Consider the following 15,475-nt stretch of genomic DNA (forward strand, 5'->3'; position numbering starts at 1 on the left):
CTTGAGACATACAGGCATCTTCCTTTCTATGAGTTACGGCGCGGCTTCCAGCGAACCAGCCATTTTTCCAGCAATGCAATAATAGCAAAGAGTACAAGACTTAAAAGTACAATAATAACAATAGCGACAAACATCCGATCCGTACGATAAGCCGATTTCTGCAGAAGCATATAATAGCCAATACCTTTATCCGCGCCAATCCATTCAGCGACCACGGCGCCCATAACCGCATAAGTAGCAGATATTTTTACACCGGAAAATAGTGCCGGGATAGAAGAGGGCAGCTCCAGCTTGGTAAAGATTTGCCACTTGCTTGCGCCAGCCATTTTCATATAATTCATCATGACCTGATCACTTTGGGCCAGGCCGCCCATCGCAGCGACAGCTACAGGGAAGAAACATACTAGTGTAATCAGCACGATTTTGGGCAAAAGACCAAAGCCGAACCAGATAATGAGCAGGGGGCCGAGCGCGATGGAGGGAACATTTTGACTCAGAATAATGAGTGGATAAAAAGCCCGTCTAGCCCAAGGCAAAAGATGCAAAAGCAAAGCGACGATCAGACCTACCCCCGTACCGATGGGAAAACCAATTAAAGTGAGCCGCAGCGTAGCCATCGTATGAGCCCAAAGACCAGAAGCGTTACTGGTGGATTCACGGGCAATATCAGCAGGACTCGGCAGAATCCAGGATTCAATATGAAATACAGATACAGATAGCTGCCATACGGTTAAAAAGAAGACGACCGCCACAAGGGGCGGCCATATTAGCTTCCAGGTCGATCTCACGGCCGATATTTCTCCGTCAATTTATCCATGCTGATTCCGTTAGGATTATGAGCGATTTTGATCTGCGAAATTACGCTTGGACTGCCTGCTTCGATCAACGCCTCTTGCATCTGACGCACAACCTCCAGCAGCTCGCTAAGCTCACCTTCCATTGTGGTTTCCAGCGGATTCACCTGATGTTTAACACCGGATTTTTGAATGACCTCAATCGCTTTATCTACGTATGGGATGGAATCCTCATTGTTCGGAGTTTTTGGAATTACTTGAATGCTTAGTAGGGTGTTAGCCACAATAATCAATCCTCTCATTTTATAAGGTAAGTTCAAAAAGCCAACTTTGATAACGAAGTAATTCAGGAAGCAAACTCGACATCGAATCTTGAACGAACTTGGGAAGTCCGGTACTCACGTAGCACATCACTACGCTCCGTTCCTCCTTCCTCAAGTAACGTCCAACCTTCTTGGTTCTGAAAGCCGACTTTTTGAGCTCTTAAATTATAAGGTGAGTTCAAAAAGCCAACTTTGATAACGAAGTAATTCAGGAAGCAAACTCGACGTCGAATCTTGAACGAACTTGGGAAGTCCGGTACTCACGTAGCACATCACTACGCTCCGTTCCTCCTTCCTCAAGTAACGTCCAACCTTCTTGGTTCTGAAAGCCGTCTTTTTGAACTCTTAAATTATAAGTTAAGTTCAAAAAGCCAACTTTGATAACGAAGTAACTCAGGAAGCAAACTCGACATCGAATCTTGAACGAACTTGGGAAGTCCGGTACTCACGTAGCACATCACTACGCTCCGTTCCTCCTTCCTCAAGTAACGTCCAACCTTCTTGGTTCTGAAAGCCGTCTTTTTGAACTCTTAAATTATAAGGTAAGTTCAAAAAGCCAACTTTGATAGCGAAGTAATTCAGGAAGCAAACTCGACGTCGAATCTTGAACGAACTTGGGAAGTCCGGTACTCACGTAGCACATCACTACGCTCCGTTCCTCCTTCCTCAAGTAACGTCCAACCTTCTTGGTTCTGAAGTCCGCTCTCTACTCCGCCGGTAAAAAATCATTACTGAATGCACTAGCAGCATCCAGCGGTTTATCCAGCAACTTCAGATCATACATCCAGTCGCCGTAATTTTGCCAGACCTCGGTTTTTTGCTCGCCCCAGCGGGCAGCATCGTCCTTGTATTTTGGGCTAAGCCATTTTTGGCTAGCTAGGACAAGGTCGGCGTCCAGGTCAGGAACGGCCTTCGATAACATACCGGCAGCCTCTTCCGGATGATCAATGGCATATTGATAACCTTTTGATGTGGCTTTCATGAAGGCCTTCACCAGCTCAGGATGATCTGCAATTTGCTTCTCACTCGTCGTCAGCACAGGCGTGTAATAATCGAGCTGTGGCGCATAATCCTTTAAGTACAGCATATCCAATGGCTGGCCACGCAACTCAGCCTCAACGCCAGTCCAAGCGTAGAAAATCCAGGCGAAATCAATGTCACGTTTGACGGCGGTAAAATAATCAGCTTCACCGATACTGATCAGCTTCACCTTTTTCACATCGCCACCTTCAGGATCCATGATGGCCTTCATGGCTGCTTCTTCGGCCGGTGAGCCCCAGCCTCCGTAGGTTTTACCTTCGAAATCCTTTGGTGATTTAATATTGCGATCTACTGGAGCGGCGAATCCCGACGTATTATGCTGAATAATAGCTGCTATCGAGACAAGGGGCACGCCTTGTAGACGGGCTAGCGTTAATCCTTCTTGGGCGCTGATGCCAAAAGCGGCTTCGCCAGAGGTAACCATAGTATCAGAACCCGCTGCGCCTGGCTGAACGATCTCGACGTCCAGGCCTTCTTCAGCGTAGTAACCAAGATCCTTAGCTACGTATAGACCGGTATGATTTGTGTTCGGTGTCCAGTCGAGTGCGACTTTAACTTTGGTGAGCTCTTTTGGAGCATCCGTCCCAGCCGCTGCAGTTGGATCAGTAGCATTTGCTTTGTTTCCGGCTGTATTCCCATTGTTGCTGCCGCATCCGGCAATGGCAAGAATGAGTACACAGGTGAGGCACAACGTAAGTGCTTTTTTGAGGTGCATGTCTTCTTCTCTCCTTTAAGGTTACAAGAATCCCGTCTTCACAACATGAACCGTAAAGTGTAGTATGTACGTTTTTCTACATCTTTTAGTGATCTTACAAAAAAAGCGCCCCGAGTGATCGGGACGCTGGCTTGGCGCAAGGTTAGTCAAGGTCACAGGGACCAGAACCAATTGGCGATTCCTACGCTGGCATTATCCAGATCAGGTATAAGGGTCAGTATCTTGTGGGATACAATCTCAGCCGGCCAATTCCAGCACCCCTGGTTCTATGAAGTTAACGGGTATTTCTATGTGCAATATAAGTAAGTATAAGTTTTGTACCCATACTTTATATCTTATATTTCTCGCATACGGTGTATTATAGACGGCTGTACTCGGAATGTCTAGTAGTGCACTCCTGAATTTTTCCAATCCAGTAGTTTCTTTTTTGCTAGTCTAGATCTTTATATTTCTTGCGGTGACGCCGTTTAAGCTCACTAACCAGCGCCCCTAGCGTGAGGACAACGCTGATCAGAATCCCGCTCATGATCACGAAGAGGGCAAGAAATTCAAAGGGGGAATATCCAATCATTTTACTCCATTGAATCTTTCCATCCAGATCGTCAATGACCTGATTCATGCCGTAAATCCCGCTTACTACCGTAAATACAGTGAGAATCATCAGCAGATTATCCCGTCGCTTGGACTGAAACTTATCCTGATACTGAAACAGATCATTTAAGGTTTCTTTCACTTCCTCGAACAAAGCGTCGTTTCCGTATACTTTGCGCAGCTGAAGAAATATCTCCCGGCCCTGCGACTGCGAAATCAACTCCAAGAAGTAGAACTTCGCCGAGAACTTATTAATGGAGTAAATTAGATTGTCTATCTCCTCATAATCATGATTAATCCGAAGTCGGGAGTGCATATTGGCGAGCTTCAGCAGAACGATTTTGTGGAAAATATTGAGTAAAAATCCGTAATAATATTGCCCGTACATCTGGTTGGCTAGACTAACAGCAATCTCCTGTTCAGCCCGGGTCATGCAGCAAAAGGTCTGCTCATTCATCATATAATACGTGTCTGGGCCCCAGCGATTATAGGAATGCTCATGACAATAGTTTGCAATATACGCTGGATCGCTTGCACTGGCATAGGGCTTTCCGTTCAGATCAATTCCATCAAGCTGTGAGGCGCGATAGCGTAGATTTACACTAATCTCATCAGAACTTTCTTCATTCTGAAAGCCGTAAAAAGCTTGTACCTGCATTCTTTCATCTACGAAAAAAGGAAGGGTCTCAAAATAAGCCCCATTGATATCCGATTGATCCAGATATGGCTCCAGTCCATCCACCAAATTTCGGAAGACAAAATCCTCTACCATCTCATAGGTCTGTTCCCCGCAATGAATATAAGTGTAGTCATCCTGTATGAAGGTTTTCTCTAGCGCACGGAAACGATCCGCGAATTCTAGGGCAATACTAAAGGGAATCGAATCCCCCTCCAGCTGGACACGTATCGTCACGAATCCAAGCTGAAAGGGACATATGAATATATCCGTCGAGAGAATTTTGAAAAATATAGATTGCTGCGGAATCTCCAGAATGCAGTCGAGATTATTTACTCTGGAAAAACGGCGAAACGAGTCGGCATCCTTCCTGCGCGGAAAAAGGACGTGTGCGGCAAACGGTAAATAGGTGCGCTCCATTCGTTCATGGGAAACACAGTAACCTTCTCCATAATAGGCAGCTTCCAGTTCTTTGTTATCCAGAAAAAAACGTGTGAATCCGTCGTCCTGTAATTGCTGGATAAGCTGCTTAGAATCGCCCTTTTTTATAGAGAAGGGAAATATAAACTGCATAAGCGCAGTATGTAACAAAGGCTCAGTTGAAGACTCATTTAAAGACTCATTCATTCATTGTCCATCCTTGTGCTCAGAATATGCTTATAGATCACATTACCCTAAAAGGATAACGTTGATACTATTCTAAATACGGGAACTCTTTCCTTCCACCGCTTGCCTGGCTTGGAACCTCCATGCGGCAATGCTTAGCAGGAACAAGAAGGCAGCAAAAGTGGCAAGTAATCCGGCTGTTTGCGCCACTTCTAAATGATCCATAGACCAGCCCGTAAACAGAGGTAGCAAAGCACCACCAACGCCTCCGGAAGCAATCATAATGCTGGGTGTTGACTCTTCGGTGCCAGGCAGCATTTTGCTGGAGAAAACCAATGCAATGGAGAAAATACCGGACATAAACAGCCCCAGCAGCAGAATTACAATGAAAGCAGCCATACGATTTTCAGTGAACGGAAAGAGTGTCAGCAGTAACAAGGTTAGTAAACAGCTGCTGAGAATGTACACGCGATAAGATATTTTTTCGGCAATTACACCCGCAAACAATCTTCCTGTAGACATCGCCAGCCAAAAGAAAGTGACTGTCAGTGCTGCCGCAGACTCTGTCATCCCTAGCTTGGCAATAAAGATAGCCGGCATAAAGTTGACTAAACTCATCTCTGTGCCTACATAAAGAAAAAAGAAAACGATGAAGATCCCTAGCAGAATCCATTGCTTACCTTTATACGGAAATTTTTTGTTAGAACGTGAGCTTGAGGAATGCGAATTGTCTGCTCCTTGGACAGAGGCACGTTCATCCAGCATGCGTTGTAGATTACCGAAGTGTCCTCTTGCCCAGAGGATAAGAGAAATCAAAGAGAAGGCAGCGACGATTAGAAAGGCCAATCTCCACGCTCCGGCAGCAATGAGCGGACTGGCGATAAGCGGCATCACGAGTGCGCCTATCCCGAATAGAACTTCGAGCCGGCTCATCGCAATAGCCGTTCCTTCGGTTACAGCACCAATAATGATGGTGCCGATAACCGCTTCGATCATCCCGAAACCAAAACCTGCGGCAACAGCGATAAAATACATCCAGCCCCAAGGCGGTAGAAAGGCATAGGCAACTTCTGCAACTATTAGAAGACTGGTGGCAATGAGGATGCCTCCACGTTTACCGAAGCGGCGATTAAGTAGGGGAGAGACCAACACGCCTGCTAAAAAACCAGCGAATTGACTAAAGATTAATTCACCGCCAGCACTGTAATTTTGATCATAATGTTGCAGTAGAACGGGCAGAATAGATCCCAGCACAACATGTGCCAGACCGATAACGAAGTAGGAGAGACAGCCGATCCAAATCAGTTTTTTCACGAAGTAAGCTCCTTATCTTGATGTAGTTTATGGAGTAAGGTCGGATTCAATGTGAACCTGAAGGGTACATTATAATAAGCACCATTGTTATGATAAATCCAAACGGTGAGCTTGGATATATAAACTTTTGTTTACATGCTTGAAGGGAGAGATTTACGTAATGGATAACAAACAACTGGAACAACTCATTATTAAAGCATTGGATGACAACAAGTTCGGTTCCTTTGGTACGATCGAAGAAGGAAATAAGCCGAAAGTACGTTATATGGCCATTTTCCATGAGGGTTTGAAGATTTATTTGGCTACAAATCGCAAAACTCATAAAGTGGAGGAGTTATCCGATAATCCGAATGCTTTTGTACTGCTTGGCTATGAGGCCGGCGGAAGCAAAGATTTGCTGGAGATTGAAGCGACCGCTACCGTCTCTAAGGATGAAGGCTTGCGCTCCAAGGTATGGAATAAAGAGCTGGAGCCATGGTTTACTGGACCTGATGATCCTAATTATGTGATTTTGGAGCTTACTCCAACACGTATTGAGTATGTAGGTAGCAATAAAGAGCATGGAGTATGGCAGCCATAAGCTATAGCCTTGAATTGATCAAACAGCCCTCCTATCCCCTATGGGGTAGGAGGGCTGTTTGATGTGTTATAATGACTTCAACTTTTTAGGTATTCATATCGGGGAGGAGCTAAAGCTACATGAGCGTTACTCTGTTATATATTGAAGATGATCGTGAGATTGGCAGCGTAGTGTCTGCTGATTTAAGCGAAAGAGGATATAGTGTCCGCTGGCTACGGAGCGGCGAAGGTGCGATGGAAGAAGCAGGCGCCTGCCAACTGGCTATTCTCGATGTTATGCTTCCTGGTCTGGATGGGTTTACGATCGGGCAACGATTGAAACGTTCCTACCCTAAGCTGCCCATTTTAATGCTCTCTGCCCGAACCTCGATTGATGATAAGCTGCAAGGTTTGGAATTCGCGGATGATTATTTGACCAAGCCTTTTCATCCGGATGAATTGGCCGCTCGAATCGAGGTGCTGCTCCGAAGGAATGGGGCATCTGTTCAGGATTCGCTCACACTTAAACATCTAGTCGTATATGAAGGGGATAACCGCGTGATGAATGCTCAGACTCAGGAAGAAATCATGCTTACAGGCAAGCAATTTCAGATTTTTTCCTATTTGCTGCGTCATCTTAACCAGATTATGACGAAGGAGCAGATCTACGAGGCCGTGTGGGGTGAGGCTTATATCGAAGGGGATAAAACTCTGATGGTACATATTCGTTATTTGCGCGAAAAGCTGGAGCTTGATCCGGGTAATCCGGAAATTATCGAAACTGTCCGTGGGATCGGATACCGGGTAAGAGCATGAGAGGATTGGAGCGCATTCGCAAGAAACGCAATTCCTCTTTGTTATCAGGGTATTTGCTAATTATCGTTTCTGCACTGCTATTTATCCCTGTGGTCCTTCCGCTGTCTTTTGTTGGCTACAATATTGTTAACGAAGTGACTAAAGGTGCCCCGCCTGTAGATACATCCCTGTATTCGAATATTGCACCGCTGGAGACTATGTGGCATAAGGAGGCACTTCACTTAGAAAATGCTTCTTCGGAAGCCATAAATCAGCGGCTGCATGAACTGAGTCGAAAATACACTGAGACTACTATGTTTTGGGTAGACGGGCAGGGAAAAACCCAGCTGATTCTCACACCTGATGAAGGGGATACGGATAAGATTTACCATGAAGTTCCTGATCAGTGGACTGCGGCTGAGGCTATTTCATTTATGAAAGAAAGTACGAATCGTGATCCTTTAGCCATCGTTGCTTTCGTGGGGGACAAGGTGGAGGCAGGCAAGGGATTTATAGTGATGCAAATTCCAAGTGAGCTGCTGAACAAAGGGGCTTATGGGGGATTAGGGGCTTGGGCTTGGTATAACTTTGTGTTATTTACCCTTTTTGGAGGGTTCGCTCTGGTTTCGTGGATGTTCTTTAGAAAAATTCGCAAACGGCTATTGCAACTGCAAACCGCGATGATGATTACAGGCCCGGATAGAATGCCTAAGTCTATAGTGACAGGCAAACTGGACGAGATCGGTCGCCTGGAGGAAGCTTTTAATACGATGGTAACCAAACTGGATGAAAGCCGACGCAGGGAAATAGAAGAGGAAGAGTTGCGTAAGCGTCTAGTCTCGAATCTATCTCACGATTTACGTACACCTCTAACCGTCATTCGCAGCCATATCCATGTTATGACCAAAGAGGATCTGACCTCAAAAGGTAAGCAGTCCTTACAGCTTATGGATGAGCGTATTGCGGATCTTAGCGTCCTGATCGAGAATCTTTTATCTTACAATCTGCTCAATAGTGGACGGGTAACCTTAAAGCTGGAACGTAAAGATGTTTTACGCTTGTTGCGGGAAAGTGCGGCTGCTTGGTACCCCGTATGGGAAAAAGAGGGCTTCGACATTGATATTAACCTGGAAGCCGAACCGCTATTCTGGAGGGTGGATGAGGTCTGGTTCCGCCGTATTCTCGATAATTTGTATCAAAACATTGTACGACATGCCAGCAGCGGGCATTATGTCGGGATCTCAACGGAGCAACGTAATGAACAACGTGCCATAATTATTGCGGATCATGGTCGAGGCATTCAGAGTCCATCCGATTACAAGGGGGCAGGTTTGGGATTGTCTATCGTCGATCTTTTGATGAAGCATATGGAGCTGGAATGGGTTATGGAGAGCACAGGCGAAGGCACTTCTATTGTAATCTTTGATCCGCGTCGTGAAATTTAAACAAAACTTAAACTTGGCACTTCCTTGTTCTTAACCTTGGGACGTTATGCTGTATACCGAGGTGAAGAACATGGAAGAAACAGTGATTAAAACTAAGGATTTATTGAAAAAATATCGTGGCCGGGCTGCGGTAGAAAATTTGAATTTAAATATCCGCAAGGGTGAGATTTATGGTTTTCTGGGTCCCAACGGAGCTGGGAAAACTACAACAATCCGTATGCTGCTTGGCCTAATTACACCGACATCTGGAAAAATTGAAGTGTTCGGCCAGGATCTTCGGAAGAATAAGCTGCAAATTTTACGGAAGGTAGGGTCGCTTGTCGAATCCCCCTCGTATTATGGGCATCTGAGCGCTGTGGACAATCTCGAAGCGATCCGCCGCATTCTGGATGTTCCGAAGTCACGAATCGCTGAGGTGCTAGATATTGTTTCTCTAACCGGGGAAGAGAGACGTCCGGTCAAAGGGTTCTCCCTCGGGATGAAGCAGAGACTTGGTATCGCAGCTGCCTTGTTAGGGAATCCAGAGCTGCTTATTCTGGACGAACCAACGAACGGACTCGACCCGTCAGGGATTCAGGAAATTCGTGGGCTTATCAAACGTTTGCCACAGGAGCAAGGAATTACGGTTGTAGTATCCAGTCACCTGCTTAGTGAAATTGAACAAATGGCAGATACCGTGGGTATTATTCGCCAAGGGCAAATGGTGTACCAAGATACAATAGCTAATCTGCAACAACAGGCTGCTGGCGAGATACGCCTTGCGGTTTCGGAACCAGAGTCTGCGTTACGTCTCGCTGGAGGCCGGGGGTATGAAGGGACACTACATGAGCAAAAACTGATTTTTTCAAGAATGAACGATGCAAGAGTAGCGCTGCTAGTCAAAGCTTTGGTAGAGAATGGGCACGCTGTCTATCGTGTAGAGGAGCGGAGACAATCGCTTGAGGACTTCTTCCTACAGGTTGTGGGAGGCGGGGAATCATGATGTGGCGGGCGTTGTCAGCGGATTGGCTTAAAATCCGCGGCAAAGGAATTTGGTTTCTAGTGTTTCTAGGACCGATTGGTCTAGTAGCCATGCAGGGCCTTAACTTTGGCCTTCGTTATGATTATCTGCGTCAGCAGTATAGCGCGGATTTATGGGGAGGACTACTGGATAATGTGTCCGGGTTTGTGCCCACAGCTCTTTTTCTGGGAGGCACTTTAGTATGCTCGCTGATTGCAAATGTCGAACATCAGATGAGCTCGTGGAAGCAGCTCTTGGCACTGCCTATCTCCCGTACTTCAGTGTTTATGGCTAAGCTAACGCTCTGTCTGCTGCTTGTGGCAGTTTCCTGTTTGTTGCTCTCAGTGGGGATAGTTATTTTAGGGCTTATTTTGGGCTTCAAAGCAGATCTTATTCCTTATGTGGATGTACTCAGAATTGGCTTTATGTCCTATATTGCGGCTCTGCCGGTCATCGCGCTACAGCTGTGGCTTTCCCTGGCTAATCGTAATCAGACACTGCCGGTTGCCCTGGGGATCACATTATCTTTGACGTCATTTTTCTCCATGTTCCTTTCGGAGTGGGTGCCTTTAACATGGCCATATTTGGCGTGGGACTCCTCTAATCGCCTCTTGTTCAGCGGTGCGGGTCTGCTGCTGGGAATGCTGGTGTTTTTGCCGGGTGCAGTGCATTTCGCTCGAAAGGATGTAGATTAAGATGAAGTCATTTTGGAGAGTATTATCCTCAGAGCGATTAAAAATGTCTAGATCATATGTTTGGCTTTTAGTCATAGGAAGTCCGGTTTTATCACTGGTTCCCGGATTGTTATCGGATAATCAAGGCGAGAAGATGACTTGGGAGCTGCTGTTAAGTGTGATGTCAATGATGCATGCTTTGCTGTTTCTGCCTGTGCTTTCAGGCATTTTTGCGGCCCTGATCTGTCGTTATGAGCATCATGACGGTGGCTGGAAGCTATTGTTGTCTCTGCCTGTAACCCGGTTGTCGGTGTATCTCTCAAAATATGTGATGATCATCGGATTGCTGGCTGCTGTGCAAATAACGTTCCTCGTTATGGTGCTGGGAATGGGCTTGTTCCGTGGGGCACCAGATCCAATCCCTTGGGCGCTGCTGCTAAAATCAGTATTTGGCGGCTTTGTAGCCTGCCTACCACTCGCCGCATTGCAGCTGGCGATCTCGCAAAGCTGGAGCAGCTTCGGCGCACCGCTGGCGCTGAATGTGAGTCTGACCATTCCCAATATACTCATCGCTAATTCTTCAACCTACGGCCCCTACTATCCTTGGGTACAGCCGATGTTGGCCATGAGTCCTTATGGTGATGACGGATTTGGTGCCTTTAATCTGCCTTTAGAGACACTGATGATGATAGTGGGAGGGAGCTTGATTGTCTTTTTTGCCGCAGGACTAATCTCCTTTTATCGTAAAGCAGTCTGATTCACAATCAGAGGCTATAAACTCCTCCTCAATGGACATCCCGTGCTGTTTTTCTTATAATTAAAGAATATAATTAGCTAAGATGGAGGAGGGCGAGAGCATGGAGCCAACGGCATTAGAAGATTGCGACAATACATGCAAGGGTTCAGAGCTTGAACCGGAATCCATTGCATTGATCCTGCCAGACCGTGGGATTACTGATAAAATGGCAGAAATGTTCAAAGCGTTGGGTGATCCAACACGAGTGCGGCTCATTTACGCTTTGTCCCAGCAAGAATTATGTGTACATGATTTGTCCGTGATCCTTGATATGGGCCAATCTGCGATATCCCATCAGCTCCGTTATTTACGGAATCTACGGATCGTGAAACGCCGTAAAGAGGGGAAAACGGTATTCTATTCGCTGAACGATGCGCATGTGGAGCAGATCTTTTTACAGACCCACGAGCATGTCCGACACGAATAGCTAGTTGCAAAAAGGGGGACTCCCAGCAGCCATTGGATGGCTTTTGGGAGTCCCTCTTTTTATTATGCCGACGAGTCCTAACCATCCACTACGGCTTACGGACCCAGCTGACGTTATTTGCACAATAATCGCTTTTTGAGCAGAGTTGCGGACCTCAGTGCAGTTATTCTTTAGAAAGAGGTCTTATTTTGCTCTTTTTCATGCCAATAGCGCCTATGGGGTCCGATAATATGCTAAACCGGGGATAATACTGCTTTTAGTGTCAATTGGGTCCGTTAGCTGTGTGGTTTGCGACAAATATTGCTCTAATGAAGCTAAGTAACATCTCAGCTTAACTAAGTAACATCTCAACTAAACTAAGTAGCATCCCAATTAAACCAGGCTGCGTCGGGGTTAACCAATGCGTTTAAATCCACTGAAGCCTTGTATTTTGAAGTAAGGATTTAGCTTATTAGCTGGCTTGATTTAGGTTCTTCGTTAGGTTTGGTTTTCTAAAGGACAACACTAGCCAGACACATTGCACAGCAAGCACTAGCAGGATAAATAGATCGATTCCCATGTATTCACTCGTATTATCGTTGCCCACAAACTGAATTAAATTATGTATAAAATGAAAGGATATCAGCGGAAGAATATTATTATTTTTTAGCATCAGCAAGGCTAGCGCAAAACCGATCAGAAGCGCATATACGAGTTGTAGAAGAATTTGTGTGATATCTGTGCCGGATAATGCATTAAGTAAGTGGGTAATAGAGAAGAGAATGCTTGAAGTGATCACTGCTGTTTTAGCCCCTTTAGGAAGCAAGGTCTTAAAAATCAAACCGCGATAGATGCTTTCCTCCACAAAAGCGACCAGCAGGGTGAAGAAAATAAAGAACAGTACCTCGGATGCGCTGATCTCACGAAAACCCTTAAAGGATATGGTAATCAGGACCACTACTAGCGGGGCATAATAGATCCAGTTGCCGGAGGATATGGTGTTTAGAGGTCGGAAGCCGAGCGTGCTCCATTTGCGCTTAACTGTAAAGTAGATGATGAGTACAAGCGCGATTGGGATGAAGGAGATAAGTACAGGGGCGTTGTACGCAAGTTCCTTAATTGTTGCGTAAGCCCCGGCGGCAGTTACGGCTACAAGTAATAACACCTCGATAATAACTACGCTCCAAATGGGGTGTTTCTGTGAAAAAGAAGACGTTTTGGCTAGCTTTGACATGTTCTAAATTCATCCCTTCTGTGTAAATCATTTGCCCATCGAGCTTCATTGATAATGGGGTCATTCGTATGTAAGAAACTTACTTTGGGTCATACATGATTTTACATATTTTCACGTAAAGGTCAATTGATTTAATTTTTAAGATAATGTAGAAAAATGGTGTGTATCGCGTATTGACCTTGAAATATAAAGGGAATATAATAGGGCTAAGATAACATATGAACAAGTGCTCATATATGGTTTTTATTTGAGGAGATGTGCCGTATGGATACAATGCAAGGAAAATTAAAACGTCAGTGGGAATTAGAAGGCTTGGATTGCGCCAATTGCGCGATGAAAATTGAAGATAAGGTGAAGAAGATTGAAGGTGTATCGTCTTGTTCCGTTAATTTTGTAACAAAAACAATGACGTTGGAAACTGCCGCAGGGTATGAGGAGTCAGCGATTGTAGAAGCGAAGAAAACGGTGAAGGCACTTGAGCCCCACGTAAATGTGAAAGAGAAGGTTGGGGGCAATCACAAGGCGCGCAATAGCGGTGCTCATGAACATACGCATGATCACCATGAGCACGGCCATCAAGCTGATGGACATCATCATGATCATGAGGATGCTGAAGGTCATGGTCATACTCACGAGCATGGAGAAGGTGATACACGCAAAATATTGCTGCGGTTAGGCGCTGGTGGAATTCTTGCTCTAGCTGGGATATTCCTGCCCGTGGATGGAGTAGTTGAATTGCTGATCTTTTTGGCAGCCTATCTTATCGTGGGTGGTGAAGTTGTCTGGCAGGCGGTTAAGAACATCATCCGTGGCCAGGTGTTTGATGAGAATTTCCTGATGGCTCTGGCAACTATCGGTGCATTTGCGATTGGTGAGTATCCAGAGGGCGTGGCAGTAATGCTGTTTTACCAGATTGGAGAACTGTTCCAAGGTCTGGCTGTGAATCGTTCACGCCGATCTATTACGGCACTTATGGATATTCGCCCCGAGTTTGCCTATCTCAAGCTTGGAAATGATCTGAAGAAGGTCTCACCTGAGGAAGTAGCCATCGGAGATTTGATTGTTGTTAAACCCGGTGAGAAGGTACCCCTTGACGGAACTATACTTGAAGGTAACGCCATGATGGACACATCTGCACTTACTGGAGAGTCGGTACCACGATCAGCTGGTCCAGGAAGTGCGGTGTTAAGTGGTTTTATTAACCGGAACGGCGTAATTACTGTGCAAGTTACTCAGACCTTTGGAGAATCGGCCGTATCCAAAATACTGGAGCTAGTGCAGAATGCATCAAGCAACAAAGCTAAAACCGAGAACTTTATTACTAAATTTGCACGTGCCTACACGCCTGTAGTAGTGATCACAGCAGTTCTGCTGGCCGTCGTTCCTCCACTGCTGATCAGTGGTGCGACTTTTTCGGATTGGATTTACCGTGCACTTGTATTCCTCGTAATCTCTTGTCCTTGTGCGCTTGTGGTCTCGATTCCACTGGGATTCTTCGGAGGGATTGGTGCAGCTTCACGCAGCGGTATTCTGATTAAGGGAAGTAACTACCTGGAAGCCCTAAATGATGTGAAGGTAGTTGTCTTTGATAAAACGGGAACATTGACCAAGGGACAGTTTAAGGTGACGGAGATTTACCCGTCGGGTGGCAAATCTAAGGATGAATTACTGCGGACAGCCGCTTATGCGGAGAGCCATTCCAATCACCCGATCGCTGAGTCGATTCGGACGGCTTATGGTGAACAGATTTCTAAGGAAGCTATCTCGAATTACAATGAAATCTCTGGTCATGGTATCGAAGTAACTATCGAAGGCAAGACCGTATTTGCAGGTAACGCACGTCTGATGGAGCGTGAGGGAATTGCTTATGAGGTCCCAGATCAGAGCGGTACCGTTGTTCACATTGCGGTAGATCATCAATATGAAGGTTATCTGGTGATCGCGGATGAAGTGAAGGAGGACTCACTACAGGCCATTCAGCGTCTCAAAAAGCTGGGTATACGCAAGACGGTGATGCTGACAGGTGATGCTTTCGCCGTAGCTGAAGATGTAGGGAAGCAGTTAGGGGTAGATGAGGTACACGCAGAGCTTTTACCACAGCATAAGGTAGAGGCCATCGAGAAGCTGGATCGTGATAAGTCTCCACGCGAGAAGATTATTTTTGTCGGAGACGGAATTAATGATACTCCTGTACTGGCTAGAGCCGATGTCGGGATCGCTATGGGGGGACTTGGTTCCGACGCTGCCATTGAAGCAGCAGATATTGTAATTATGACCGATGAGCCTTCGAAGATTGCTATAGCTATCGGAATTGCCAAGCGTACTCGAGCCATCGTATGGCAAAATATTATTTTTGCTTTAGGTGTAAAAGCTATATTCCTTCTGCTCGGTGCATTTGGGATTGCCACGATGTGGGAGGCAGTATTCTCAGATGTAGGGGTAACCGTACTAGCCGTACTGAACAGTATTCGAGCTTTAAAAGTGCAAGACGAGGGTTAAGTATCTTT

14 protein-coding genes and 1 riboswitch are annotated in these 15,475 nt (G+C 45.8%); of the genes, 8 read left to right on the forward strand and 6 right to left on the reverse strand.

The features are described from left to right. Positions 1 to 26: 26 nt before the first annotated feature. The 5 genes from MKZ16_RS02105 to MKZ16_RS02125 form a co-directional block, all read right to left on the reverse strand. Positions 27 to 788, reverse strand: coding sequence for an ABC transporter permease (locus MKZ16_RS02105; protein WP_036682669.1), 762 nt, complete (start codon positions 786 to 788; stop codon positions 27 to 29). Continuing rightward, the gene (locus tag MKZ16_RS02110; RefSeq protein WP_036682688.1) at positions 785 to 1,078 is read right to left on the reverse strand and encodes an MTH1187 family thiamine-binding protein; all 294 of its coding nucleotides are present in this window, start codon (positions 1,076 to 1,078) and stop codon (positions 785 to 787) included. Before MKZ16_RS02110 ends, MKZ16_RS02105 begins: the two co-directional genes overlap by 4 nt. Positions 1,079 to 1,823: 745 nt before the next feature. Then, positions 1,824 to 2,873, reverse strand: coding sequence for an ABC transporter substrate-binding protein (locus MKZ16_RS02115; RefSeq protein WP_076101299.1), 1,050 nt, complete (start codon positions 2,871 to 2,873; stop codon positions 1,824 to 1,826). Between the two features lie 161 nt (positions 2,874 to 3,034). Continuing rightward, a riboswitch (TPP riboswitch) is annotated at positions 3,035 to 3,145 on the reverse strand. 158 nt (positions 3,146 to 3,303) lie between these two features. Further along, positions 3,304 to 4,767 (reverse strand): hypothetical protein, encoded by a 1,464-nt coding sequence (locus MKZ16_RS02120; protein ID WP_076101301.1) that lies wholly within the window; start codon positions 4,765 to 4,767, stop codon positions 3,304 to 3,306. Between the two features lie 72 nt (positions 4,768 to 4,839). Further along, positions 4,840 to 6,060 carry an MFS transporter gene (locus MKZ16_RS02125; protein WP_076103825.1) on the reverse strand — a complete coding sequence of 407 codons (1,221 nt, stop codon included), beginning with the start codon at positions 6,058 to 6,060 and terminating at the stop codon, positions 4,840 to 4,842. Between the two features lie 160 nt (positions 6,061 to 6,220). Between MKZ16_RS02125 and MKZ16_RS02130 the strand changes: the two genes are divergently transcribed. The 7 genes from MKZ16_RS02130 to MKZ16_RS02160 all read left to right on the forward strand — a co-directional run bounded on the left by MKZ16_RS02130 (position 6,221) and on the right by MKZ16_RS02160 (position 11,755). Then, on the forward strand, positions 6,221 to 6,640 hold the full coding sequence (locus MKZ16_RS02130; RefSeq protein WP_076103826.1) for a pyridoxamine 5'-phosphate oxidase family protein: 420 nt from the start codon (positions 6,221 to 6,223) through the stop codon (positions 6,638 to 6,640). Positions 6,641 to 6,759: 119 nt separating this feature from the next. After that, positions 6,760 to 7,434 (forward strand): response regulator transcription factor, encoded by a 675-nt coding sequence (locus tag MKZ16_RS02135; RefSeq protein WP_038568445.1) that lies wholly within the window; start codon positions 6,760 to 6,762, stop codon positions 7,432 to 7,434. Beyond that, positions 7,431 to 8,858, forward strand: coding sequence for a HAMP domain-containing sensor histidine kinase (locus tag MKZ16_RS02140; RefSeq protein ID WP_076103828.1), 1,428 nt, complete (start codon positions 7,431 to 7,433; stop codon positions 8,856 to 8,858). The genes MKZ16_RS02135 and MKZ16_RS02140 overlap by 4 nt, the downstream gene beginning before the upstream one ends. Positions 8,859 to 8,928: 70 nt before the next feature. After that, positions 8,929 to 9,840, forward strand: coding sequence for an ABC transporter ATP-binding protein (locus MKZ16_RS02145; RefSeq protein WP_036682661.1), 912 nt, complete (start codon positions 8,929 to 8,931; stop codon positions 9,838 to 9,840). Beyond that, positions 9,837 to 10,553, forward strand: coding sequence for an ABC transporter permease (locus MKZ16_RS02150; protein WP_076103829.1), 717 nt, complete (start codon positions 9,837 to 9,839; stop codon positions 10,551 to 10,553). The genes MKZ16_RS02145 and MKZ16_RS02150 overlap by 4 nt, the downstream gene beginning before the upstream one ends. A 1-nt stretch (position 10,554) precedes the next feature. Beyond that, positions 10,555 to 11,289 (forward strand): ABC transporter permease, encoded by a 735-nt coding sequence (locus tag MKZ16_RS02155; RefSeq protein ID WP_076103831.1) that lies wholly within the window; start codon positions 10,555 to 10,557, stop codon positions 11,287 to 11,289. Positions 11,290 to 11,389: 100 nt separating this feature from the next. After that, positions 11,390 to 11,755 (forward strand): metalloregulator ArsR/SmtB family transcription factor, encoded by a 366-nt coding sequence (locus MKZ16_RS02160; protein WP_036682656.1) that lies wholly within the window; start codon positions 11,390 to 11,392, stop codon positions 11,753 to 11,755. 451 nt (positions 11,756 to 12,206) lie between these two features. Here the strand turns inward: MKZ16_RS02160 and MKZ16_RS02165 are convergent, their stop codons facing one another. Then, positions 12,207 to 12,968 (reverse strand): CPBP family intramembrane glutamic endopeptidase, encoded by a 762-nt coding sequence (locus MKZ16_RS02165; protein WP_036682655.1) that lies wholly within the window; start codon positions 12,966 to 12,968, stop codon positions 12,207 to 12,209. A gap of 264 nt (positions 12,969 to 13,232) precedes the next feature. Between MKZ16_RS02165 and MKZ16_RS02170 the strand changes: the two genes are divergently transcribed. After that, positions 13,233 to 15,467 carry a heavy metal translocating P-type ATPase gene (locus MKZ16_RS02170; RefSeq protein ID WP_076103833.1) on the forward strand — a complete coding sequence of 745 codons (2,235 nt, stop codon included), beginning with the start codon at positions 13,233 to 13,235 and terminating at the stop codon, positions 15,465 to 15,467. The last annotated feature ends 8 nt before the right edge of the window (positions 15,468 to 15,475 follow it).

It is taken from the genome of Paenibacillus sp. FSL R5-0928 (genome assembly GCF_037970385.1).
GTDB lineage: Bacteria > Bacillota > Bacilli > Paenibacillales > Paenibacillaceae > Paenibacillus_AQ > Paenibacillus_AQ odorifer.

Coding starts and splice junctions, on each gene's coding strand:
- MKZ16_RS02130 (WP_076103826.1), top strand. CDS start 6,221: ATGGATAACAAACAACTGGAACAACTCATTATTAAAGCATTGGATGAC.
- MKZ16_RS02115 (WP_076101299.1), bottom strand. CDS start 2,873: ATGCACCTCAAAAAAGCACTTACGTTGTGCCTCACCTGTGTACTCATT.
- MKZ16_RS02170 (WP_076103833.1), top strand. CDS start 13,233: ATGGATACAATGCAAGGAAAATTAAAACGTCAGTGGGAATTAGAAGGC.
- MKZ16_RS02135 (WP_038568445.1), top strand. CDS start 6,760: ATGAGCGTTACTCTGTTATATATTGAAGATGATCGTGAGATTGGCAGC.
- MKZ16_RS02145 (WP_036682661.1), top strand. CDS start 8,929: ATGGAAGAAACAGTGATTAAAACTAAGGATTTATTGAAAAAATATCGT.
- MKZ16_RS02160 (WP_036682656.1), top strand. CDS start 11,390: ATGGAGCCAACGGCATTAGAAGATTGCGACAATACATGCAAGGGTTCA.
- MKZ16_RS02165 (WP_036682655.1), bottom strand. CDS start 12,968: ATGTCAAAGCTAGCCAAAACGTCTTCTTTTTCACAGAAACACCCCATT.
- MKZ16_RS02140 (WP_076103828.1), top strand. CDS start 7,431: ATGAGAGGATTGGAGCGCATTCGCAAGAAACGCAATTCCTCTTTGTTA.
- MKZ16_RS02155 (WP_076103831.1), top strand. CDS start 10,555: ATGAAGTCATTTTGGAGAGTATTATCCTCAGAGCGATTAAAAATGTCT.
- MKZ16_RS02150 (WP_076103829.1), top strand. CDS start 9,837: ATGATGTGGCGGGCGTTGTCAGCGGATTGGCTTAAAATCCGCGGCAAA.
- MKZ16_RS02120 (WP_076101301.1), bottom strand. CDS start 4,767: ATGAATGAGTCTTTAAATGAGTCTTCAACTGAGCCTTTGTTACATACT.